The organism is Oceanobacillus sp. M60, assembly GCF_053839645.1.
In genome coordinates this window covers 361,879-386,174 of record NZ_JBSSNH010000002.1, presented here as the reverse complement: position 1 = coordinate 386,174, position 24,296 = coordinate 361,879, and the positions used below count along the sequence as shown (strand labels likewise).

At 39.5% G+C, this 24,296-nt stretch carries 21 protein-coding genes, 2 tRNA genes, 1 pseudogene and 1 other annotated feature; of the genes and pseudogenes, 22 read left to right on the top strand and 2 right to left on the bottom strand.

Annotated elements, in window-relative coordinates; translation table 11 throughout:
• Positions 1 to 84: 84 nt before the first annotated feature.
• The 12 genes and pseudogenes from ACW0TQ_RS06105 (at position 85) to yihA (ending at position 11,414) form a co-directional block, all read left to right on the top strand.
• On the top strand, positions 85 to 1,158 hold the full coding sequence (locus tag ACW0TQ_RS06105; RefSeq protein ID WP_042534425.1) for a GerMN domain-containing protein: 1,074 nt from the start codon (positions 85 to 87) through the stop codon (positions 1,156 to 1,158).
• 169 nt (positions 1,159 to 1,327) lie between these two features.
• Positions 1,328 to 2,074, top strand: a complete 747-nt coding sequence (gene rph, locus ACW0TQ_RS06100; protein ID WP_042534424.1) for a ribonuclease PH — start codon at positions 1,328 to 1,330, stop codon at positions 2,072 to 2,074.
• A 19-nt stretch (positions 2,075 to 2,093) separates the two neighbouring features.
• Positions 2,094 to 2,687 (top strand): XTP/dITP diphosphatase, encoded by a 594-nt coding sequence (locus ACW0TQ_RS06095; RefSeq protein ID WP_042534423.1) that lies wholly within the window; start codon positions 2,094 to 2,096, stop codon positions 2,685 to 2,687.
• A gap of 21 nt (positions 2,688 to 2,708) precedes the next feature.
• Positions 2,709 to 3,218: a metallophosphoesterase gene (locus ACW0TQ_RS06090; protein ID WP_455725416.1), complete on the top strand. Its 510-nt coding sequence runs from the start codon at positions 2,709 to 2,711 to the stop codon at positions 3,216 to 3,218.
• A 280-nt stretch (positions 3,219 to 3,498) separates the two neighbouring features.
• A tRNA-Gly gene (locus ACW0TQ_RS06085) sits at positions 3,499 to 3,572 on the top strand.
• 4 nt (positions 3,573 to 3,576) lie between these two features.
• Positions 3,577 to 3,650 (top strand) — tRNA-Arg (locus tag ACW0TQ_RS06080).
• Between the two features lie 400 nt (positions 3,651 to 4,050).
• Positions 4,051 to 5,025 carry a tetratricopeptide repeat protein gene (locus ACW0TQ_RS06075; protein WP_042534421.1) on the top strand — a complete coding sequence of 325 codons (975 nt, stop codon included), beginning with the start codon at positions 4,051 to 4,053 and terminating at the stop codon, positions 5,023 to 5,025.
• A gap of 122 nt (positions 5,026 to 5,147) precedes the next feature.
• Entirely contained in the window at positions 5,148 to 6,434 is a 1,287-nt protein-coding gene (gene tig / locus ACW0TQ_RS06070; RefSeq protein WP_042534420.1) for a trigger factor, read from the top strand.
• Between the two features lie 329 nt (positions 6,435 to 6,763).
• Positions 6,764 to 6,907, top strand: a pseudogene (locus ACW0TQ_RS06065) (ClpX C4-type zinc finger protein); the annotation flags it as partial.
• Between the two features lie 14 nt (positions 6,908 to 6,921).
• On the top strand, positions 6,922 to 8,199 hold the full coding sequence (gene clpX / locus ACW0TQ_RS06060; protein WP_042534419.1) for an ATP-dependent protease ATP-binding subunit ClpX: 1,278 nt from the start codon (positions 6,922 to 6,924) through the stop codon (positions 8,197 to 8,199).
• Between the two features lie 292 nt (positions 8,200 to 8,491).
• Positions 8,492 to 10,828 carry an endopeptidase La gene (lon, locus tag ACW0TQ_RS06055; RefSeq protein ID WP_042534418.1) on the top strand — a complete coding sequence of 779 codons (2,337 nt, stop codon included), beginning with the start codon at positions 8,492 to 8,494 and terminating at the stop codon, positions 10,826 to 10,828.
• On the top strand, positions 10,818 to 11,414 hold the full coding sequence (yihA, locus tag ACW0TQ_RS06050) for a ribosome biogenesis GTP-binding protein YihA/YsxC (protein ID WP_042534417.1): 597 nt from the start codon (positions 10,818 to 10,820) through the stop codon (positions 11,412 to 11,414). The genes lon and yihA overlap by 11 nt, the downstream gene beginning before the upstream one ends.
• Before the next feature lie 81 nt (positions 11,415 to 11,495).
• On the opposite strand, the gene ACW0TQ_RS06045 is transcribed toward yihA, so the two are convergent.
• On the bottom strand, positions 11,496 to 11,975 hold the full coding sequence (locus ACW0TQ_RS06045) for a LiaF transmembrane domain-containing protein (protein WP_332093734.1): 480 nt from the start codon (positions 11,973 to 11,975) through the stop codon (positions 11,496 to 11,498).
• A 336-nt stretch (positions 11,976 to 12,311) separates the two neighbouring features.
• Between ACW0TQ_RS06045 and hemA the strand changes: the two genes are divergently transcribed.
• The 9 genes from hemA (at position 12,312) to ysxE (ending at position 20,960) form a co-directional block, all read left to right on the top strand.
• Positions 12,312 to 13,685, top strand: a complete 1,374-nt coding sequence (gene hemA, locus ACW0TQ_RS06040) for a glutamyl-tRNA reductase (protein ID WP_042534415.1) — start codon at positions 12,312 to 12,314, stop codon at positions 13,683 to 13,685.
• 115 nt (positions 13,686 to 13,800) lie between these two features.
• Complete coding sequence (hemC, locus tag ACW0TQ_RS06035; RefSeq protein WP_042534414.1) at positions 13,801 to 14,727, top strand: hydroxymethylbilane synthase; 927 nt, start codon at positions 13,801 to 13,803, stop codon at positions 14,725 to 14,727.
• Between the two features lie 2 nt (positions 14,728 to 14,729).
• Positions 14,730 to 15,497 (top strand): uroporphyrinogen-III synthase, encoded by a 768-nt coding sequence (locus ACW0TQ_RS06030; RefSeq protein WP_042534413.1) that lies wholly within the window; start codon positions 14,730 to 14,732, stop codon positions 15,495 to 15,497.
• Complete coding sequence (gene hemB / locus ACW0TQ_RS06025; RefSeq protein ID WP_042534412.1) at positions 15,490 to 16,473, top strand: porphobilinogen synthase; 984 nt, start codon at positions 15,490 to 15,492, stop codon at positions 16,471 to 16,473. Before ACW0TQ_RS06030 ends, hemB begins: the two co-directional genes overlap by 8 nt.
• 12 nt (positions 16,474 to 16,485) lie before the next feature.
• Positions 16,486 to 17,772, top strand: coding sequence for a glutamate-1-semialdehyde 2,1-aminomutase (hemL, locus tag ACW0TQ_RS06020; protein WP_042534411.1), 1,287 nt, complete (start codon positions 16,486 to 16,488; stop codon positions 17,770 to 17,772).
• A 94-nt stretch (positions 17,773 to 17,866) separates the two neighbouring features.
• Positions 17,867 to 18,151, top strand: coding sequence for a hypothetical protein (locus ACW0TQ_RS06015; protein ID WP_306432730.1), 285 nt, complete (start codon positions 17,867 to 17,869; stop codon positions 18,149 to 18,151).
• Positions 18,152 to 18,154: 3 nt separating this feature from the next.
• Positions 18,155 to 18,409: a GNAT family N-acetyltransferase gene (locus ACW0TQ_RS06010; protein ID WP_306432737.1), complete on the top strand. Its 255-nt coding sequence runs from the start codon at positions 18,155 to 18,157 to the stop codon at positions 18,407 to 18,409.
• Positions 18,410 to 18,559: 150 nt separating this feature from the next.
• The gene (spoVID, locus tag ACW0TQ_RS06005) at positions 18,560 to 19,807 is read left to right on the top strand and encodes a stage VI sporulation protein D (RefSeq protein ID WP_042534409.1); all 1,248 of its coding nucleotides are present in this window, start codon (positions 18,560 to 18,562) and stop codon (positions 19,805 to 19,807) included.
• 154 nt (positions 19,808 to 19,961) lie between these two features.
• Positions 19,962 to 20,960 carry a spore coat protein YsxE gene (ysxE, locus tag ACW0TQ_RS06000; protein WP_042534407.1) on the top strand — a complete coding sequence of 333 codons (999 nt, stop codon included), beginning with the start codon at positions 19,962 to 19,964 and terminating at the stop codon, positions 20,958 to 20,960.
• On the opposite strand, the gene ACW0TQ_RS05995 is transcribed toward ysxE, so the two are convergent.
• Positions 20,957 to 21,145, bottom strand: coding sequence for a hypothetical protein (locus tag ACW0TQ_RS05995; protein ID WP_042534406.1), 189 nt, complete (start codon positions 21,143 to 21,145; stop codon positions 20,957 to 20,959). The two genes, ysxE and ACW0TQ_RS05995, sit on opposite strands and share 4 nt — an antisense overlap.
• A gap of 200 nt (positions 21,146 to 21,345) precedes the next feature.
• Positions 21,346 to 21,591 (top strand) — a binding site (T-box leader).
• A gap of 53 nt (positions 21,592 to 21,644) precedes the next feature.
• On the opposite strand from ACW0TQ_RS05995, the gene ACW0TQ_RS05990 reads away from it, so the two are divergent.
• Complete coding sequence (locus tag ACW0TQ_RS05990) at positions 21,645 to 24,290, top strand: valine--tRNA ligase (protein ID WP_455725415.1); 2,646 nt, start codon at positions 21,645 to 21,647, stop codon at positions 24,288 to 24,290.
• Positions 24,291 to 24,296 lie beyond the last annotated feature (6 nt).

Here is a 24,296-nt window from a genome sequence, read left to right as displayed (position 1 = left end):
CTTTATAAACTATCTAAATCATGGTCTATTTCTCGGGGTGGGCTCGTATGATTAATAGTACAAACCATCTTGGGAGGTAGTTGCATGAGTAAAATGATAATCCGATTAATCGTGGCTTTTGGAATATTAGTCTTGTTGGCAGGATGTTTTAAAGGAGAACAGTCATCAAAAGAGGTGGATCCTCCGCAAAATGCAGAAGCAGTAAATGGGGAAGAAACAGCAGATGATGAAGCAGCAAACGAGGAAGATGCTGCAGCTCCTCCTGAGGAAGCAGAAGATACGGTTTCTAGAGAGTTGTATTTAATTGATTCAAACGGGATGGTTGCCTCACAAATGATTGAGCTTCCAATTCCTGAAACAAATCAAGTGGCGCAGCAAGTTATTGAATATATGGTTAAAGGCGGTCCAATCACTCCAATGCTGCCAAACGGCTTCCAAGCTGTGCTTCCGGAGGATACAGAGGTCCTTGGCATTGATCTTCAAGAAGACGGTACAATTGTCGTAGATTTATCCGGAGAATTTTCCGATTATGAAGCAGCATCTGAGCTTCCTATTTTAGAAGCTGTTACACACACGCTGACACAATTTGAGAATGTTAATAAGGTCAAGCTTCGGGTGGATGGAGTCGATTTAAAGGAAATGCCAGTAAATGGTACACCGATCAATAATGGTTATACACGGGCAAAGGGAATCAATTTGACCAATAATGATACATTAGACTATTTTAACAGTAGTCCAGTTACCATGTTTTATCCGGTAGAACAGGAAAATAACCGTTATTATGTTCCTGTTACACAATATGTCGAGATGGATGATGAAAATGATTTAACAGGCGTTGTGAATGAACTGGTAGACGGTCCAGGCTATCAAAATCATGTTGTGAATGTTTTTAGCCCGGAAGCAGCCTTGACAGCAGATCCGGTTATAGAGGAAGGAGTTGTCCATCTGACATTTAATGAAGGTATCCTGATGGATTCCGAGCAAAATATTATCTCAGATGAAGTGATGGAGACTATGGTCAGAACGTTAACGCAGCGGCCAAACATCGATGCGGTAAATGTTCAGGTTGAAAATGTGGATGAAGTATTTAATGAAAATGGAGAGCCTTATTCTGCACCGGTGTCAGCAGATATATATACACCAAGTGAAGAATTATAAAAGGATTGCAATGTGCGATGAAGCATCTGGAGAGCAGTTTACCTGTTCTTGAGGTGCTTTTTTCTTTGAACGGATAATTTGAAGATACATACTTCTTTTAACAGCATTCTCATGTTTCTTTTTTCGAAAATATGATAAGCTATGTAATGTGAAATAAGGAGGAAAATAGATGGAAAGACAGGATAATCGAAAACCAAATGAATTGCGGCCGATAAAAATAACACCGGGCTATATTACACATCCGGAGGGGTCTGTATTAATTGAAATGGGCCAGACAAAGGTTATTTGTAATGCGAGTATTGAAGATAGAGTGCCGCCATTTATGAGAGGCCAGGGAAAAGGATGGATTACAGCGGAATATGCAATGCTGCCGCGTGCAACAGAGCAGCGTAATATTCGTGAATCTTCTAAAGGAAAAGTGAGCGGCAGAACGATGGAGATTCAACGTTTGATTGGACGAGCACTACGTTCAGTTGTTGACCTTTCCAAAATCGGGGAACGGACCATCTGGATTGATTGTGATGTTATTCAAGCGGATGGCGGAACTAGAACAGCTTCCATTACAGGTGCTTATGTCGCTATGGCAATTGCACTTCATCAGCTTGTTGAAAAGAAAGTGCTGAAGGAGCTTCCTTTAACTGATTTCTTAGCGGCAATTTCAGTTGGTGTATTGCCTGAGGGATGTGAGGTACTTGATCTGAATTATCAGGAAGACAGTACAGCGGATGTCGATATGAATATTGTGATGACTGGTAAAGGGGAATTTGTAGAACTGCAGGGAACTGGAGAAGAAGCTACATTTAGTCCAAAGCAATTACAAGCGATGCTCGGTTTAGGTGAGCAAGGTATTCAGGAATTGATCAGCCAGCAGAAAGAAACGCTTGGCTCTATTGCAGATTTGGTTAACCAAGACTGATTTCATTGGGGGAGATACCATGAAGAAGATTATTATTGCAACAAAAAATAAAGGAAAAGTAAAAGAATTTAGAGATTTCTTTGCTCCTCATCATATTGAGGTAGTTTCCCTGCTTGATTTAGACGAGGACATTCCAGATATTGAGGAGACAGGGGAGAGCTTTGTAGAAAATGCAGCTATCAAAGCGGAGCAAATTTCTAATCGTTTCCAAAAGACAGTGCTGGCTGATGATTCAGGGCTGGTTATTGACAGTTTAGAAGGAAGACCCGGAGTGTATTCCGCCCGTTATGCCGGCGAACCGACAGATGATCAAGCGAATATTGATAAGGTTCTGGAGGAAATGAAGGAAATTCCTGAAGGCGAACGCGGAGCCCGCTTTGTCTGTGTCTTAGCAATTGCTCAGCCTGGTCAGGAGCCGTTGTTTGTAACTGGGTATTGTGAAGGTCATATTCAAACGGAACAGAGTGGAGAAAATGGTTTCGGCTACGATCCTATTTTTGTACCGGAGGGTTATGAAAAAACAATGGCAGAGCTGGATCCGGCTGAAAAAAATCAAATCAGCCATCGGAAAATAGCGATGAATCAATTGGAACAAAATATACATTTGCTCTAAGGAATAAAGAGGAGGAGTATAATGACAAGCGTACTGATTACAAGTGACAGTCACGGGTTGACGAAAGAACTGGAAGAAATGACGGAAAAGCATGCTGCAGATTTATACATCCATTGCGGTGATTCGGAGCTGGATTTTGATGCGGCAGAGTTGAGCGCTTTTTATAAAGTTGGAGGAAATTGTGATTTTGATTTGCTTTATCCAGAACAAGAAATGTTAGATTTAAATGGTCTTCGTTTCTTTGTAACGCATGGTCATCTTCACCAAGTGAAAGGAAGCTTGACCAACCTATCCTATGCAGCAGAAGAGTATGCTGCAAATGTCGTATGCTTTGGTCATACCCATATTGCCGGTGCTCAAAAAATGGGGAATCAATTATTTATCAATCCAGGGAGTATTCGTATGCCTAGAAATCGTGTGGAAAAAACATACGCTGTTTTAAGCTGGGAAAATACAGATGAAGTGCAGGTAGACTTCTACACTTTAAAAGATGGAAAAATAGAAGATATGAGCTATCGTACTTCTTTGTAAAACGAAACTTCATACATTGATAATGTTATGGACGACTCTCCGTGATAAATAAGATAAAAGCAGTTCATATTTTTCTGAAAAGAGAATGTGAACTGCTTTTATTGCTTTCACTAGAGAATTTTCAAGCTGTTTTTCCCTTGTGTACCGAGGGTTTTCGTCATTTTTATGAAGCCGAGAAATAAAAATTAAAAATCTGTTGACAAAAACTTCTATCCCACATATAATATTACTTGTCCGTTAAAAACGGTGCACATCATTTCATACATAAAACACGGTAATTGCGGGTGTAGTTTAATGGTAAAACCTCAGCCTTCCAAGCTGATGACGAGGGTTCGATTCCCTTCACCCGCTCCATCATGTCCCAGTAGCTCAGCAGGATAGAGCAACAGCCTTCTAAGCTGTGGGTCGCAGGTTCGAATCCTGCCTGGGACGTAAACAGTTTAAAAAGCTCAAAACCTCAATTAATAAGGTTTTGAGCTTTTTTGGTTTCTAGAAAAAGATAATTGGCTCTATATTAAAAACTGGGCTTGCAGGGATATGAATAAATTCAGTTAAGAAAGAAACTAGCTGACGTTATTTTTCGGGTGCAGCAGCTTACATCTATATCACGAATGATTTATAATGCATAGATTTTGATGAAGTGCCTAAAATGAATTTAACTATCTTTTGCAAATTAATATAGACCCGCTGCTTTTTTAAGGGTAACATGATAATGAGACAGGAAGGTTAAACCTGCTGCAGATATAATCTGAAAAAAATAGTTTAAATAGTGCAGGATAGGGTATAACAGATTTGAAGAAAATTTTTGGAAACCCAGAATAGAGGTGAACAAATGAAAGATAGTGCTAAAGTGATATTATTTCCGAATACGAAAAAACAATTGGAAGAAGAAGGTTTGCATGCATTAAAGGAAAAAAGGTACAAAGAGGCATTAGATAAATTAAACAGTCTGATTGCATATCATGAAGGAAGCCATGAAATATACATTGGTAAATTAATGTGTTTGATGGAATTAGGAAAGTATAAGGATGCAGAGCAGCTCAGTGAAGAACTGCTGGCCAGAAAAGACGCACATTATTATCATTACTTCCATATTTATTTAACCATTCTTTTTCAAACAAGCCAGTATCAGCATTTGATGGATTTGTTAGAAATAGAATTTGAGCATAATATGATTCCTGACATGCTTCAAGAGCCTTTTCAGCAGTTATATGAAATGAGCGGCAATATGAAGATTGGGATCGATGAAGATAATGCCGTCAGTTTTATGAAAGAACTTAAGGAAGCTGTAAGGGATGATGATTATCTGAAGCAATGGAATATCATTGATAACCTTCGGCGGATACAGGCAAATCCGGAGGAAGAAAATATCAGACTGCTTGAAAATCCTCAAGTGCATCCTGTTATTAAAACTGCTTTATTAGAATGGTTCAAAGAAACAGGCGTAGAAAGATCTGTCTACATACATAAATTTGAGGCAATGATGGTTACTCAGCCGACGGAATTGATCCAGATATCTGAAGAGAAAAGCTATATAGCTATAACGGAAGAATTAGAAAAAAGGGCAGAAGCCAATCCATCTCTATTAAATTTGATTGAGCAGCTTGTATATCGATACTTTTACGTGACTTATCCATTTACACCGAAAGAGAGTGATATGTTTTCTTTTGCAGAAGCCGTCTATATTCTTGGAAATGACTATTTACAGCTGGATTTGCAGCTGGACGAATTGAATGAAACTGCCCAATCATGGATAGAGTCTATAAAAATTTGTAACTCGCTTTATTTAAGTATCATTGAAGAGTAGGTAGTAAAATGCTTGAAACACAAAAGATATGTGTTATAATGAGGTGGTTGTAAATCAGGAAAAATGATTGATCAAATGAATAATGAAATGCAATGATAGATTTGATTTTGGAGGGAATAATAATGACAACAAAATGGGAAAAACAAGAAGGTAATAAAGGAGTATTAACGTTTGAAGTATCTGTTGAAGACTTTGATCAAGCGTTAGACCAAGCGTTCAAAAAGGTATCGAAGGATGTTCAGATTCCTGGTTTCCGTAAAGGGAAAATTCCACGCAGTATTTTTGAAAAACGCTTTGGCGTAGAATCTCTATATCAGGACGCAGTAGATATTGTACTTCCTAGTGCTTATTCTAAAGCAGTTGATGAAGCTGAGATTTTCCCAATTGCACAGCCTTCTATCGACATTGATCAGATTGAAAAAGGACAACCGCTTGTTTTCACTGCGGAAGTAGAAGTGAAACCAGAGGTGAAACTTGGTGAATATAAAGGTTTAGAAGTGGAAGAAAAATCTGTAGAAGTAACTGATGAAGATGTAGAACAGGAAATCGAAAATCTTCGTGAACGCCAAGCAGAATTAGTTGTAAAAGAAGATAGCGAAATCGAAGACGGCGATACTGCTGTTATCGATTTTGAAGGATTCAAAGATGGCGTTGCTTTTGAAGGCGGACAAGGTGAAAATCATTCACTGGAAATTGGTTCCGGACAATTTATCCCTGGCTTTGAAGAACAATTGATTGGTAAAAAAGCTGGTGATGAAACAGAAGTAGAAATCACTTTCCCTGAAGAGTACCATGCGGAAGATTTAGCTGGTCAGGACGCAGTCTTTAAAGTGAAAATTCATGAAGTAAAAGCAAAAGAATTACCAGAACTGGATGATGAATTTGCAAAAGATGTTGATGAAGAAGTAGAAACACTTGATGAATTGAAAGCAAAAAAACGTGAAGAACTGGAAACAAACAAAAAACAACAAGCTGAAAATGAACAGCGTGAAGAATTACTTCAACAAGCTTCAGATAATATCGAGGTAGAGATTCCAGAAGCAATGGTAGACACAGAAGTAAATCAGATGGTTCGCGAATTTGAACAACAGCTTCAAATGCAAGGCATGACATTAGAAATGTACAGCCAATTCTCAGGACAAGATGAGAATGCTTTGAAAGAACAAATGCGTGAAGATGCTGAAAAGCGTGTAAAAACTAACTTGACGTTAGAAGCAATTGCTGAAGCTGAAAATCTTGAAGCTACAGAAGAGGATATCGATGCAGAGCTTGAAAAAATGGGCTCTATGTACGGAGTTGAGAAAGAACAGCTTCTACAAATGCTTGGCGGTTCCACAGAAACATTAGAAAATGATTTAAAAATGCGTGCTGCAATTGAATTCTTAGCTGAAAACAGCAAAACAAAATAATTTTTATAAACAAGTGAAAAAAGAGGATAAATAAGACAAGGTGCGCCGAGAGACGTGCCTTGTCTTTCCTGTTAATTAGGACAGTGTCGAATAAACGAAGATTTTGTCAAAAGCGGTATTTGTTCCAGGATATAAAGTATACTATACAGATGGAATTGCAAATAGTTGACATTTAAAAGAATTGATTCATACTGTATAGACACACTTATCATAGGATTATCTTTAGAAAATATAAAAAGTATATTGTTTTGTATTTCTATTTGTATCTGATATGATGAATTATAAAGCTGACTGCTAATCCGATACGGCACATGTAGGAGTGAATGAATATGTTGAATTTAGAAGCCGGGATGGGACAATCAAATTGCTCTTTTTGTGGGAAGAACGAAAAAGAAGTTCAGAAATTAGTAGCTGGCCCTGGCGTTTATATATGTAACGAATGTGTTAGGAAAGTCTCAGAGATTGTTGAGGAAGGCGGCGAAAAGTAATGTTTAAATTTAATGAAGAAAAAGGACAATTAAAATGTTCTTTTTGTGGCAAAGGCCAAGAACAAGTACGAAAGCTGGTAGCTGGTCCCGGTGTTTATATATGTGATGAATGTATTGAATTATGCACAGAAATCGTTGAGGAAGAGCTTGGCACCGAGGAAGGCATGGAAATGAATGAGATTCCAAAGCCAAAAGAAATCTGTGATACACTTGATGATTACGTAATTGGTCAAGATAAAGCCAAAAGAAATCTTTCTGTAGCAGTATATAACCATTACAAACGTGTTAATTCCGGCATGCATAATGGGGATGTAGAAATCTCTAAAAGTAATATTGCCATGATTGGGCCTACAGGAAGCGGTAAAACACTCTTAGCTCAAACATTAGCAAGAATTATTAATGTACCATTTGCAATGGCTGATGCAACATCATTAACAGAAGCAGGATATGTAGGAGAGGATGTAGAAAATATTCTTCTCAAACTGATCCAAGCTGCTGATTATGATGTAGAAAAAGCAGAAAAAGGAATCATTTATATTGATGAGATTGACAAAGTAGCAAGAAAATCTGAAAATCCATCGATTACAAGAGATGTTTCCGGAGAAGGCGTACAGCAGGCGCTTCTAAAAATCTTAGAAGGAACAGTAGCAAGCGTACCTCCTCAAGGTGGAAGGAAGCATCCGCATCAAGAATTTATCCAAATCGATACAACCAATATTTTATTTATTGTCGGCGGTGCATTTGACGGTATTGATCAAGTAATCAAGCGTCGTATAGGTAAAAAAGTAATTGGTTTTGGTGCAAATGAAGAGCAGGAAGAATTGGATACAGCACAATTGCTGTCTAAAGTTCTTCCGGAAGATTTATTACGCTATGGTTTAATCCCAGAATTTATTGGACGTATTCCGGTAATTGGCAGTCTTACTCCGCTGGATGAAGATGCCCTGATTGAAATTTTGACTAAACCAAAGAATGCACTTGTTAAACAGTATCAAAAGCTGTTTGAAATTGATAATGTCGAGCTTGAATTTGAACAGGATGCGCTTATCGAAATTGCTAAGAAAGCTATTGAACGGAAGACTGGTGCACGCGGACTTCGTTCTATCATAGAAGGAATCATTGTAGATGTTATGTTCGACCTTCCTTCTAGAGAAGACGTAGAAAAATGCATCATTACAAAGGACACTGTTATCCAGGAAGATGGAAGTCCAAAACTTGTTTTCCAGGACGGTACCGTTCAAGAAGGAAATGAGAAGTTACCAAAGGAAAGTGCATAAGCATAAACGGTTGAGGAATGCAGATTCTGGTCAGAATCTGCATTCTTCCTCTTTTCTGCTGGTATAGGACGTGCTTTCAGTAAAATCTTCTTTTATCACGATGCCCGATTGGCGAAACTCCTGATGAATAAATGTTTCGTTTTATAAAATGACTATAATAATCATAGATACCTGAATACTTGTTTATAATAAAAGAAGGTATGATGGTGTTTACATTTTGTTGATTTTTTTTTACACTTAGAAAGAGCCTTACAGAGAAAATACATAAAAAATGAAAATAGGGGGTGAATGTATGACAGCAAACTATTTAAAAATGCCGCTGCTGCCTCTGCGGGGGTTGATTGTGTTTCCGTCGATGGTATTACACCTTGATGTAGGAAGGGATAAGTCTATTGCTTCTTTGGAACAAGCTATGTTAGCTGATCAATACATATTTTTAGCTTCACAGAAAAAAATGAATTCAGATGATCCGAGTTCTGCTGACATCTACAATATTGGAACCGTTGCAAAAATTAAACAGATTACGAAGCTGCCGAATGGAACACAACGAGTACTTGTAGAAGGGTTCTATCGGGCGGAGGTTATTCGTTATCTGGAAGAAGAAGAAAACTTTATTGTAGAGGCAGAAGAAAAAGAGGAGATTGTTGGAGACAGCTATGAAACTGAAGCTTTAATGCGTACGCTGCTTGAACAATTCCAACAGTACATAAAGGTTTCACGTAAATTAACGGATGAAACATTTGAAACCGTTGGCGATATTGATCATCCGGGCCGCTTAGCGGATATGATTACCTCACATCTTTCTTTAAAGCTGGATGACAAGCAGGAGATATTAGAATGCTTTGATGTCACGGAAAGAATACATAAGCTTCTGGATATTATTGCGGATGAGCGGAAGATTTTATCCATTGAAAAGAAAATCGGTCAAAAGATTAAAACTTCCATGGAAAAAACTCAGAAAGAATATTATTTAAGAGAGCAATTAAAGGTGATACAAAAAGAATTGGGAGACCGTGACGGCAGAACTGGCGAATTGGAACAGCTCAGAACAAAAATTGAACAGTCTGATATGCCTGAAAGAATTACCACCGTTGCGATGAAGGAATTAGGACGTTACGAAAAGGTCCCGCAGTCATCTGCTGAAAGCTCTGTCATCCGAAATTATATTGAGTGGCTTGTTGCGCTTCCATGGCAAACCAAAACAGAAGATAATATTCAAATGAAGAAAGCTGAAAAAGTGTTAAATGCAGATCACTATGGATTAGAAAAGGTGAAGGAACGCATTTTAGAATACTTAGCTGTTCAAAAGCTTACTAATACGATAAAGGGGCCGATTTTATGTCTGGTCGGACCGCCTGGAGTCGGGAAGACTTCTCTAGCGAAGTCGATTGCCAACGCAATCGACCGGAATTTTGTCCGTATTTCTTTAGGCGGCATTCGGGATGAAGCGGAAATTCGCGGACATCGCCGAACTTATATCGGCGCCATGCCGGGAAGAATTATGCAAGGAATGCGGCGGGCTGAAACGGTTAATCCGGTATTTTTATTAGATGAAATTGAGAAAATGTCCAATGATTTTCGGGGCGATCCTTCTTCAGCTATGCTGGAGGTACTGGATCCAGAACAAAATCATAACTTTAGTGATCATTACATTGAAGAGACCTATGATTTATCTAATGTATTGTTTATTGCTACTGCAAATAACATCAACAGTATTCCAGAGCCGTTATTGGATCGGATGGAATTAATCTCTATCCCGGGGTATACAGAGGTTGAAAAGCTGCATATCGCGAAACGTCACCTTATACCAAAACAAATTAAAGAAAATGGACTGACTAAAAGTAAAATACAAATTCGTGAGTCTTCTATCATGAAATTAATCCGCACATATACGAGGGAGGCAGGCGTCCGCGGTTTAGAAAGACAAATTGCGACGCTTTGCCGGAAAGCGGCTAAAGAGCTTGTCTCTGATGAAAGCAAGGACAGGATTATTATAACCGATCGCATTGTAGAAGAATATCTGGGCAAGCCGGCATACCGATATGGATTGATTGAAGAGGAAAATCAGGTTGGAGCGGCAACAGGGCTTGCATATACAACAGCTGGCGGAGATATTTTATCGATAGAGGTAACGCATTATCCGGGGAAAGGGAGCCTAAAGCTGACTGGTAAACTTGGCGGCGTTATGCAGGAATCGGCGCAAGCTGCGTTTAGCTATGTGCGTTCTCGTACAGAACAGTTGAATATAGAACCCGATTTTTATGAAAAATACGATATTCATATCCATGTTCCTGCCGGTGCAACACCTAAAGATGGTCCGTCAGCCGGAATTACCATTGCAACAGCCCTCGTATCTTCCTTGACAGGGCGTCCTATCAAAAGAGAAGTAGGAATGACCGGTGAAATTACACTTCGCGGGCGTGTCTTGCCTATTGGCGGATTAAAAGAAAAAGCATTAAGTGCACATCGCGCCGGATTGACGACGATTATTCTTCCGGAAGATAATGAAAAAGATATAGAAGACATTCCAGAAAGTGTCCGTGAGGGGCTTCAGTTTATCCCGGTGAAGCATTTAGATGAAGTATTAGAAATCGCGTTGGTAAAGGAGGATGAACCAAATGAAAGTTAATCAAGCAGAAATTGTAATCAGTGCTGTCAGTGAGAAGCAATATCCGCAGGAGCAATATCCTGAGTTTGCGCTGGCTGGCCGTTCAAATGTCGGAAAATCTTCCTTAATCAACAAGCTGATTAACCGGAAAAACTTGGCAAGGACTTCTTCCAAGCCGGGAAAAACACAAACGTTAAATTTCTATCTGATAAATGAATCTCTTTATTTTGTCGATGTTCCGGGTTATGGATATGCACAGGTATCTAAGAAAGAACGGGCAAAATGGGGCGGCATGATGGAAGAGTATTTTAAAAACAGAGAACCGCTCCGGGCTGTTATTTTAATTACTGATTTACGCCATGAACCGACGACTGATGATGTTCAGATGTATGATTATTTGAAGTTTTTTGAGCTTCCGGTCATCGTAATCGGGACAAAGCTGGATAAAATCCCAAAAACAAAGAAGGACAAGCATATTAAGCGATCTAAGAAGGTTTTAGAAATAGATCCAGATGATATTTTTATTCCTTTTTCCGCAGAAACCGGCGAAGGCAAGGATGCGGTTTGGGGAGCGATAAAATCTTTTATCGCGGAGGAGCGTCCGTAAAACTTCCGCCTGAGTGAAGTTTTCTTATAAGAGAAGATAAAATAAGGATACAGCCAGAAATTAAAATTTCTGGCTGTATCCTTATTTGCGTTTGAGCATAAACATACCTAAGAGAATAAGCAGAATCGGCCAAAATCGTTCTAAGAGCGAAACAATCGGTTCAAGCCAGCTGGTGTATATAGAAAGCTGTTCCGAAAAAAGAAATAGCAGGCCTAATAAAATAGAGAAAAGACCTAAGAAAAATCCTTTTTTTGTTTTGGTATAACGGATAATAAAGGCAAGTCCTATAATAATGAAATAAACAGACCAGTCATCGATCCAAAAAGAGTAATGTTTGACTCCATGAAGATGAATGCCGATTCCAAAAAGTAATGTACCTATAAATAAATTCTGGTATGTTTTTGTTGTATAGCTATGAATGATGATACCAATTCCAATTACAATCAGGAAAGATTGCCATGAATAAAGGTCAACAAAAAAAGGAATCCGAAGCTCCCGCAGTAAAAGAAAAATACCGATTCCGATACATAAATAAGCAAGCAGTGAATGCTTTCTTTTCATCGAAAAACCTCCCAAATGTCTCTGTTTCTGTGCTGCAAATGATGATACCTGTTGTAACAGACACCCCCTTAAAAAGCAAGTACATTGTCTCTTAAAGTGAGTTCCTTGCTATAATGGGTCAGTTATGTTACATTACAGTCGGAATAAGTTGTTGCAGCGGTCGTTTTTATTTAGCTGGAATGAATCATTTTATCATACATATCTTTATGTTACGTACGAATTGTTTCAGATTCTGTTCACATTTTAGCACGAAAAGCACTTCATGACATGTTATAATGATTATTAGATAATAATCATAAAAAGTTTGAATCATTTAATCATAATGGGGGTAGTACGGTGCATATTTTAAAGGTTGGTTTTAATTACAAAACAACCCCTGTAGAAATTAGGGAAAAGTTTACATTTAATGAAGAAAAATTGTCAGAAGCAATGATTGTATTGAAGGAACAGAAGAGTATTCTGGAAAATGTAATTGTTTCAACATGTAATCGGACGGAAGTATACGCAGTTGTTGATCAGCTTCATACTGGCAGATATTATATTAAACAATTTTTAGCAGATTGGTTTGGAGAAGAAAAAGAAACCTTTTCAACTTACTTGCACATTACGGAGGATGATGGTGCAATGGAGCATTTGTTTCGCGTGACGACTGGACTCGATTCCATGGTTCTTGGCGAAACACAGATTCTTGGCCAGCTGAAGCAGGCTTTTTCAAAAGGACAACTGGCAAATACAACGGGTACCATTTTTAATGAACTGTTTAAGCAGGCCATTACATTCGGGAAGCGGATGCATAAAGAGACAGGTATCGGTGAACATGCTGTCTCCATCAGCTATGCAGCTGTGGAATTAGCAAAAGAAAAGTTCGGAGACTTGAGTAATAAGCATGTAGCTATTTTAGGCGCCGGTAAAATGGGCGAATTAGCAGCGAAAAACATTCAAGGTGCTGGAGTAAAGGATATCACTGTCATTAATCGCACACAGGAGAAAGCAAAAATGATGGCAGAGAAATTTGAAGCTAAGGTTGCCGGGATGGATGAACTATCTGTTGTATTAGAAGAAGCGGATATCCTGATTAGTTCTACCGGTTCAGAGTCTGTTGTTTTATCAAAAGAAGATATTGAAAAGGTACAAAGTAAACGGCAGGATAAAGAACTATTCTTAGTAGATATTGCGGTTCCCCGGGATATTGATCCGGAAATTGCTGAAGTTAATCAAGTTGCTTTATTTGATATTGATCACCTGCAGAATATTGTGGATGAACATCTGGAGTCTCGAAAAGCAGCAGCAGAACAAATTGAAATATCCTTAGAGGAAGAAATTGTCCAATTCAAGGAATGGATGAAAACATTAGGTGTTATCCCGGTTATATCTGCTCTAAGACAAAAAGCGCTATCTATCCAATCCGAAACAATGCAAAGTATTGAACGGAAAATTCCAAGCTTAACGGATCGCGAGAAAAAAGTGCTTAATAAGCATACGAAAAGTATTATAAATCAGTTACTGAAAGAGCCGATTACGCAGGCGAAAGAATTGGCAGGTGCTGAGCAGGCAGATGAGGCGTTGCAATTATTTATTGATATTTTTGGGATTGAGAATGAGGTAAGAGAAGAATTTGCGAAACAGCTGAAAAAGAATGATGCATTCACCAAATTTACGCAAGAGGAAGCCTCCTCATTCAAGGTTATTGAACGAGTAACCACTGCCTAAGCAGGATGGATTCATTCTGTTTACATCATTCACATCCAACCAGAAGGTCATTTCATTTACTTTCTGGTTGCTTTTTATTGTAGAAGAAACCTGGAAAGGTCGAGGAGGACACATCATGCGAAAAATAATTGTTGGTTCGAGAAAAAGTAATTTAGCCATGACACAAACGAAATGGGTTATTGATCAGCTGAAAAAAGCTGGTGTAGAAAATGAATTTGAGATTAAAAAGATTGTTACAAAGGGAGACCAAATCCTGGATGTAACCCTATCGAAAGTTGGTGGAAAAGGTCTGTTTGTAAAAGAAATTGAAAAAGCGATGTTTGACAAAGAAATTGATTTTGCCGTACACAGTATGAAGGATATGCCTTCTTCTCTTCCAGAAGGGCTGGAGATTTCCTCTATTCCTGACAGAGAAGACCACCGCGATGCTTATATTGCGAAAAATAATATCAAATTAGCAGACCTGAAAGAAGGCTCGATTATCGGCACAAGCAGCTTACGCAGAGGGGCACAAATTCTTGCAGCCAGACCAGATTTAGAGATTAAATGGATTCGTGGAAATGTGGAAACACGTATCCGAAAATTAAATGAGGAAGACTACGATGCCATTATCTTAGCTGTATCCGGTTTGAAGCGGGTTGGTTTAAGTGAGAATCTGATTACAGAATACCTGGATCCGGAAATCTGTGTACCTGCTGTAGGACAGGGTTCGCTTGCCATTGAAAGCCGTGAAGATGATACAGAATTAAAAGAAATCGTTCAAAGGATCCATAATGAATATACAGCCAAAACAGTATTAGCGGAACGTACTTTCCTGCATTTATTAGAGGGAGGGTGTCAAGTTCCAATCGGCGGCTATGCTTATTTAGATGGCGAAGAAATCGTCTTAACTGCTTTAGTAGGAACCCCTGACGGAAAAACAATCCTGAAAGAAGTCGTCCGCGGTAATGACTCTGTTCAAGTTGGTAAGCAGGCGGCTGAAATATTAATAAATCAGGGAGCTAAAGATATCGTTGACCGTGTCAAAGAGGAGATGGAATAATCATGGGAAAGCCGCTTCACGGGGAGCGCATATTGATTACGAGAGAAGAGACAAAAGCTGCTGAAATGGCTGACAAAGTCACGAAGCTGGGCGGTAGTCCAGTTATTGTCCCAATGATTGAAATAAATTTTCCAGAAAAACTTGAGGATACTGCTATACTGGAACGCCTCTCGGATTTCAGCTGGGTATTCATGACAAGCGCTAACGGTGTGGATGGTTTTTTTCAGCTGCTCCGTAAACAGCAGATAACGTTTCCGGAAGGATTGAAGATAGGAATCGTCGGCAAGAAAACAGAAAAGGTATTGCATCGATATGGTTATGCTGCTTCCTTTGTTCCGGAAACCTTTGATGCGCAGGCGATGGCAGAAGCGTTTATCTCTTTTTACACATCGGATAAGCCGGTGCTGCTGATACGGGGTAATTTATCAAGGCCGACGCTTCCAGAAAAGCTAAAAGAAGCCCAGATTGCTTATGAAGCATTGGAAGTGTATGAGACAACGTATTGTGTGGAATCAAAACAGAAGTTGAATCAAGAGCTTCCAACTGTTGATTATATAACGTTTACAAGCCCATCAACAGCAGAGGCGTTTGTACAATTAGCGGAATGTATACCGAATAATGCAACCTATATTTGTATCGGTAATACGACGGAAGATAAGGCAAGGGAATTAGGGATTCCTGATGTATATACGTCCATACCATATACAACAGATGCGATGTTGGATTTAATTTCAACGATTGCAAACGAAAGGAAGATAAATCATGAGTGAATTCACATTTGACAGACATCGGCGTTTGCGTTCATCCGTTTCGATGCGCGCACTCGTTCAAGAAACACACTTACGGGCAACGGATTTTATTTATCCGATATTTGTTATTGAAGGAGAAGACATCCGTAATGAGGTTTCGTCAATGCCGGGAGTTTTCCAGGTTTCTTTTGATCATTTATTGAAAGAAGTGGAGGAAGCGTATCAATTAGGAATCCGTTCGCTTATTTTATTTGGCGTGGTAGAAGAAAAGGATGAAATCGGATCCGAGGCTTTTCATGATCATGGAATTATTCAGGAAGCAACAAGAATCGTGAAACAGGCGTATCCGGAAATGCTTGTTGTTGCGGATACCTGTTTATGCGAGTATACCTCGCATGGACATTGCGGCGTGATTGAAAACGGAGATGTAGCCAACGATGCTTCTCTGGAGCTGTTAGCTAAAACAGCTGTATCTCAAGCAAAAGCAGGTGCCGATATTATTGCTCCTTCCAATATGATGGACGGATTTGTAACTGTCATCCGCCATGCTTTGGATGAAGCCGGTTTTCACCATATTCCGATTATGTCCTATGCGGTGAAATATGCTTCCGCTTATTACGGTCCTTTCCGTGATGCAGCAGACAGCACACCTCAATTTGGAGACAGGAAAACCTACCAGATGAACCCGGCTAACCGTTTAGAGGCAATTCGTGAAGCGAAATCGGATATTAAAGAAGGCGCTGATTTCTTAATTGTCAAACCGAGCCTGTCTTATATGGATATTATGCGGGAAGTGAAAGATAATTTTGACGTGCCCGTCGTTGCATACAACGTGAGCGGGGAGTATTCCATGATTAAAGCGGCTGCTTTAAATGGCTGGATTGATGAGAAAAAATTAGTAACAGAAACCCTGCTATCGATGAAACGTGCAGGAGCAGACTTAATTATTACCTATTTTGCAAAAGATGTGGCAAAATGGTTGCAAGAAGATAAATAAGGGAGGAAGAGCATGGTAAACACAAGATCAGTAGATGCATACAAAGAAGCTGTTGATTTAATGCCCGGCGGGGTAAACTCTCCGGTACGTGCATTTAAATCAGTGGGGCTTGATCCGATTTTTATGGAAAAAGGAAAGGGCTCTAAAATTACCGATATTGACGGCAATACGTATATTGATTACGTACTAAGCTGGGGACCGTTAATTTTGGGACATGCAGATGAGCGTGTGACGAAAAGTTTAAAGGAAGTTGTTGAAAAAGGGACAAGCTTTGGAGCACCTTCATTATTAGAAAATCAGCTGGCTAAGCTCGTTATTGACCGTGTTCCATCGATTGAAATGGTTCGGATGGTCAACTCTGGGACAGAAGCAACGATGAGTGCGATTCGTCTGGCGCGGGGTTATACAAACCGGGATTTGATTATTAAATTTGAAGGAAGCTATCATGGCCATGGGGATTCCCTGCTGATTAAAGCCGGCTCTGGTGTTGCAACACTTGGTCTTCCAGACAGCCCGGGGGTACCAGAAAATATCGCTAAGAATACCATTACCGTTCCTTATAATGATGTAGAGAGCTTAAAGCTTGCTTTTGAGCATTATGGTGATAAAATCGCAGCGGTGATTATGGAGCCTGTATGTGGAAATATGGGAGTCGTGCCTCCAAAAGAAGGCTTCTTACAGGCTGTACGCGATATTACCGAGCAAAATGGTTCGTTGCTTATCTTTGATGAGGTAATGTCAGGCTTCCGCGTCGGTTATTACAGTGCGCAGGGACATTTTGATGTTACGCCTGATTTAACCTGTCTGGGTAAAGTCATCGGCGGCGGTCTTCCTGTCGGCGCATACGGCGGAAAACGGGAAATTATCGAACAGATTGCACCGACTGGTCCAATTTATCAAGCCGGTACATTATCCGGTAACCCGTTAGCCATGACAGCGGGCTATGAATCGTTAGCTTCCTTGACAGAAGCGTCTTATGAAGAAATTAATAAGAAAGTAGACCGTCTTACAGAAGGGTTCCGCCAGGCGGCAGACAAATATGATATACCGCTTCATATTAATCGTGCCGGTTCCATGGTCGGTGTATTCTTCACAGATCAGGAAGTCGTTGATTTTGAAACGGCGCAATCCTCTAATTTAGACTACTTTGCGCAATATTACCGTGCGATGATTGAAGAAGGCGTATTTTTACCGCCATCTCAATTTGAAGGATTATTCTTATCTACTGCACATACAGATGAGGATATTGAAAAGACAATTGAAGCGGTGCATACTGCTTTTTCTAAGATTGAAAAATAATGATAAAGAGAAAATAAAAGAGAAATCCATGCGGGTTTCTCTTTTTTACTGACAGAATATTACTTTCTCAAATTCAAGTGGAGGTCATACAAAGATGCTGTTTCAAAATAATAAGCTAACTGTTCGTGAATTAACAAAAGAGGATAATTATTTACTGGCAAAGTGGCTTTCCGATCCGGCAGTTCTTCAATTTTACGATGGGAGAGATAATCCATTTGATTTAGAAAAAGTGAATGAAAAATTTTATCCGCTTCAAGACAATGTAGTCAGATGTATCATAGCTTTTGATAATATTGAAATCGGTTATATTCAATATTATCTATTAAATGTAGACACGAGAAAAAAGTATGGTTATTTAAATGATAATAATGTTATTTAGGGAATAGACCAATTTATAGGAGAAACGCAATACTGGGATAGAGGTATTGGCAAACTCCTGATCCAGTCTATGGTTGCTTATTTAATGAATACGAAACATGTAAATAAAGTCGTCATGGACCCCCAAGCCTGGAATAAAAGAGCGATTCGCTGTTACGAGAAAAGTGGTTTTAAGAAAATAAAATTACTTCCTTGCCATGAACTGCACGAGGGCGAGTATCGGGATTGCTGGTTAATGGAATACCCGGAAACAGAGTGATTTCTTGAAGCGCGTTTAACATAAACGATACCCCTGCTTTTCTTGTTTGCTTTAAACCAATCTTCCTCCTTAGCATATTCCAATGTTTCTTATCATATAAATGATAACGAATGATTCGCATCTGGACTGTTTGCGAGAGGAGGAATACATTTGTCAGTAGATTCTAATTCATTTGTTTTTGAACTGGAAGAATCACTGTTTTTTGAAAAAGGACAGGAAGTAGAAGAGCTCAGAGGAATTTCCATTGAACCAGAAATAACAATCGAATCATTAGATAACTATATTTCTATCCATGGCAATCTTGAACTGCAGGGAGAATATCAAAAAGTAAATGGTGAAGAAGAAGGAGAAGAGATTTTTGACTTTGATCAAATTCAGGCTAAGCGTTATGTCGAAAGTATTAGAGAGGTAAATGGACTGTATGTATTCACCCATAAATTTCCTGTAGATATATCTGTGCCGCCTCATCGGGTGAATAAAATAGAAGATGTCACGGTACAAATTGAATCCTTTGATTATGATTTATTAGGTGCAGATAGTTTAAAAATTACTGCTGCAGTTGAGATTCAAGGGATTTTACAGGATGAAGCATATCGTCCGTCAGAAGAAAATTGGGAAACAGCAGAAGCGGATCAAGAACAGGTAGGAGATACATTTTCCTTCGAAATAGAACTTCCGGAAGAAGCATTGACCCGCAATGAACAAACGATATCGGAAAATCAGCAAAAATTAGAAGAACTGCTAGCGTCAGAAGAAGAAATTAAACCGGAAGTTGAACCGATATTGGAAGAAAGCCCCCCGGAAGAAGCATTAATTCGTAATGAGCAAGCGATATCGAAGGATCAGAAAAAAATGGAAGAACTATTAACATTGGAAGAAAGCTATTCAGAAGAGGAGCCAGAAGATGACCCGGATCGATGGAAAGTAAAGTCACAGCCTCTTTCTGAATATTTCGAGTCTCTTTCGAAAGGAAAGGCTTCAGAGGATGAGTCGGAAGAAGAAGAGCAGGTGGAAGAGGTATTAGAGGCTGAGGAAGATATGGAGATGACAGGGGAGGAGCCAGGCTGGGATGTCGCTGATGAATCCGAGGTGATTGATTATATAGAAGATACCTTCTATCCAGATACACCCAGGGAGGAAGAAATACTGGTGGCTGAAGAACCGAAAAAAGAGGAGGAACGAACAGAAAGCGAATCGTTACTATCTCAGATTTTCCGCGAAGCAGACGAGGATCATTATGCCAAAATGCGTCTGTGCATTGTTCAGGAGAATGATACGATCGATACCATAGCAGAACGGTTTGCAATCAGCCCGCTGCAATTAATCAAGCATAATCAATTAGAAGAAGAATTAGAAGTAAATGAAGGACAGCTGCTTTATATTCCGTCTAAACAATAAATAAAGACTCTGCACAAATAATGAATAAGATTATTTGTGCCGGAGTTTTACATAATCTATGTTTTTAATTATTTTATGCAGGTTAATATTCAGATGTAATGCAGATTTGATATACACGAGCAATTTCAAGTTTACAAATAAGGGGTGACATGTGGTGAATATATGGAAGAAGGTCCTGGAAGCATATCATATCTATCCCGTCAGTATTGAAAAACAGACAGAGCGTGTTGTAAAAGTATTTGACGGTATGCAGGAATATGCTTTGAAGCGCAGTTTTTTAACAGAACAGACGATGGAGAATTGGCAGCATGTCTACCGTATTGCTCGTGAAAAAAATGTGACAGAGATTTTACCTGTGTATTTAACCCGGGACAATGCATTTTTTCATAAGGAGGAAAATTTTTACTATTATTTAACACCTTGGATTGACTCTCCGGAGGTCACAGATTCCGCGTATAACATTGAGCGAACATTGCAGACACTTGCACAAATTCATAAAAAGACAAGGCAGACCAGCCGTATTAAATCTGATCGTCTCAAAGAATCCTTTCAAGGGTTTTCAAGCTTTTGTAAACAATCCTTAGATCAGCTCCATGCCCGTGTCACCGATTATGAAAGCAGAAAATATATGTCGCCGTTTGAGCTGCTTTATTGCACGCATTATAAAGGGGTTTGCCATGCTGTAGGGCTGCTGCAAGATAAACTGTATCAAATCTATGGAGAGGAAGAAACGGAGATTTTATGGTCTTCCAGCTTATGTCATCAGCGAGTCGACGATACGCATTCAAAGGGGGGCTATTTAATTAATTGGGAATCAGGAGGATTCGAGCATCCGGCACGTGATTTATCACATTATTTCCGGGGCTTGACAGGAGCTTATAACCAGCCTGAGGAAACAATACAGCAGGCATTTACGGTCTATCAAAAAACAAATCATCTGACTGTAAAGGAAATGCATCTTGTTTCTGTCTATTTGTTAAATCCATCATTCTATTTAAGTGTACTTAAGAATTATACAGACCGCCGCACAAAGAAATCGATGGTTAATCAGGTCAAAGAGCTGCAGCAGCAATTCCGCCGTTTAGAATTTGGGATGAATTGGGTGGAGTTTATTCAAGAAACATATGAGTCCAAAGAAGAACAGCCAGACTAAATCCATTGCATGTAAAAAGAAAGGGCAAGGCCAATTAGTACAGCTAGTATTAAAATATCAAATGCTGTTGGTATTAAAAGCGTTCGGATAATCTGAAAGACCAGAATTGGTGTGACGCAGGCTTCTACAACGAAAATACATTTTCTGGCCCAAAGCGGTATACGATAACGATAATAACGGGACATTTATTTCCCTCCTTTTTTGAATGAAGTGTGACTTCAGGAATGATATATAATATGTTATGTATAAATGCTCGAAAAGTGTGTCAATAATATAGATACACTTTTTAATGAACTGGGAACAAGCCTATTTATCGGTAAATATATGAAAATCTAGTTGACGTTCTTAAGCGGAAACGATAAAATAAATGTTACTAAGAAAACATACGAATACGTGGAAGAGAAGTAGTAAAGAGTAAACGCTCTTAGAGAGGGAAATCCTGTGCTGAAAATTTCCCGGGAAGGTTGTTCTTGAAGTCGTCTCTGATGTAGAATCTCTGAAAAATGAAGTAGGAGGTTCCGGTTGTCAGCCGATATCCATGACCTTGAGTGTGCTTTAATGAAGCTGCAGCAGCTTTTATTGATCAGCAAACAAAGGTGGTACCACGGAAATATACCTTTTCGTCCTTTATGTATAAGGATGAAAAGGTTTTTTTAGTTGAATGAATGAAGGAGGTTTTTTAACATGTCAGATAAACAAAATCAGCTTCCTCCTAAATATAATCCACAAGAAGTGGAAGCAGGAAGATATCAATTTTGGTTAGATGGGAAGTTTTTTGAAGCAAAAGATGATCCGGAGAAGGAGCCGTATTCCATTGTGATTCCGCCGCCAAATGTAACAGGACGATTGCATTTAGGGCATGCATGGGATACCACGATGCAGGATACAATCACACGTATGAAGCGTATGCAGGGCTATGATGTATTATGGCTTCCTGGAATGGATCATGCGGGGATTGCTACCCAGGCGAAGGTAGAAGCAAAATTAAAAGAATTGGGAACCAGCCGCTATGAGCTTGGACGGGAGAAATTTCTTGAAAAATCCTGGGAGTGGAAAGAGGAATATGCAAGCTTTATCCGCTCGCAGTGGGAGAAACTTGGACTTGGATTAGACTATTCCCGGGAACGTTTCACGTTAGATGAAGGTTTGTCTGAAGCTGTTCGGGAGGTATTTGTCCGTCTTTACGAAAAAGGATTGATTTATCGCGGCGAATATATTATTAACTGGGATCCCTCCACGAAAACAGCTCTTTCTGATATTGAGGTGATTTATGAAGAGATTCCAGGGAAATTTTATCATATGCGCTACCCGATAAAGGATAGTGATGAAACAATTGAGATTGCGACAACCCGGCCGGAAACTATGCTCGGTGATACGGCGGTTGCGGTGCATCCAAAAGATGAACGCTATCAGCATTTAATCGGAAAAACGGTTATCCTGCCGATTGTAGGAAGAGAAATGCAAATTGTTGCAGATGATTATGTAGATATGGAGCTTGGCTCCGGAGCAGTTAAAATTACACCTGCTCATGATCCGAATGACTTTGAGATTGGGAACCGTCATAATCTAGAGCGTGTGCTTGTGATGAACGAAGATGGTACCATGAATGAAAATGCAGGGAAGTATCAGGGATTAGACCGTTTTGAATGCCGGAAGCAGCTGGTTAAAGACCTGCAAGAGCAGGGTGTGCTCTTTGAAATCGAAGAACGTCCGCATCAGGTCGGGCATTCGGAGAGAAGCGGTGCAGTGGTAGAGCCTTACTTATCTACACAATGGTTTGTAAAAATGGAGCCGTTGGCAGAATCAGCTTTGAAGATGCAGGATTCTGACGCGGAAAAAGTCAACTTTGTACCAGAGCGATTTGAAAAAACATATTTCAACTGGATGGATAATATCCGTGACTGGTGTATTTCCAGACAATTATGGTGGGGGCACCGGATTCCGGCCTGGTACCATAAAGTAACAGGTGAAATTTATGTAGGTAAAGAAACGCCGGAGGATGTTGAAAACTGGGAGCAGGATGAGGATGTATTGGATACATGGTTCTCATCTGCCTTATGGCCGTTCTCTACCATGGGCTGGCCGAATGAAGAATCCGCTGATTTGAAACGTTATTTCCCTACCAATGTTTTGGTAACAGGCTATGATATTATTTTCTTCTGGGTATCCCGGATGATTTTCCAATCAAAGGAATTTATGAATGAACGTCCATTTGAGGATACATTGCTGCATGGCTTAATTCGTGATGCTAAAGGAAGAAAAATGAGTAAATCCCTGGGGAACGGTGTAGACCCGATGGATGTCATTGATAAATACGGTGCCGATTCGCTGCGTTATTTCTTAATGACTGGTTCTACACCTGGTCAGGACCTGCGTTTTCATTGGGAACGAATCGAGTCTACCTGGAATTTTGCCAATAAAGTATGGAATGCCTCCCGTTTTTCTCTGATGAATATGGAAGGGTTCCAGTATGAGGATATTGATTTAACAGGGGACTTAACGGTTGCAGACAGATGGATTTTATCCCGATTGAATGAAACAATTGACCATGTAACGAGAAATGCAGATAAATATGAATTTGGCGAAGCAGGAAGATATCTCTACAACTTTATTTGGGATGAATTCTGTGATTGGTACATTGAAATGGCTAAGCTGGCGCTGTATGGTGAAGATGAAGCCAAGAAAAATACAACCCGTTCTGTATTGGCACATGTATTAGACCAGACGATGCGTATGCTGCATCCGTTTATGCCTTTTATTACAGAGGAGATCTGGCAGCAGCTTCCGCATGAAGGAGCATCTATTACAGTCAGCGAATGGCCAAAAGTAAATCCGGCATTTGATGATAAAAAAGCAGTTTCTGAAATGCAGCGCTTAGTTGCTATTATCAAATCTGTACGTAACAGCCGGGCAGAGGTAGATACACCGATGTCTAAGCAAATTGAGATACTTATCTCCGCAGAAAATGAAGAGCTTGTGCAGGAATTAGAAAAGAATCGGGAGTATTTAGAGCGTTTCTGTAACCCGAGCTCTCTGCAAATTGCAGAAGATATTGCAGCACCGGACAAAGCGATGACCTCTGTTGTGACAGGTGCAGAAATCTTCCTTCCTTTAGAAGGCCTGATTGACTTTGATAAAGAAATCGCACGTTTGGAAAACGAACTCGCTAAATGGAACAAAGAAGTAGAAAGAGTGCAGAAAAAGCTCTCTAACCAAGGCTTTATCAGCAAAGCACCAGAATCCTTAGTGGAAGAAGAAAAACAAAAAGAAAAAGATTATCTGGATAAACAGGCGAAAGTAAAAGCCCGTTTAGCAGAATTAAAACAGTAATTAAAA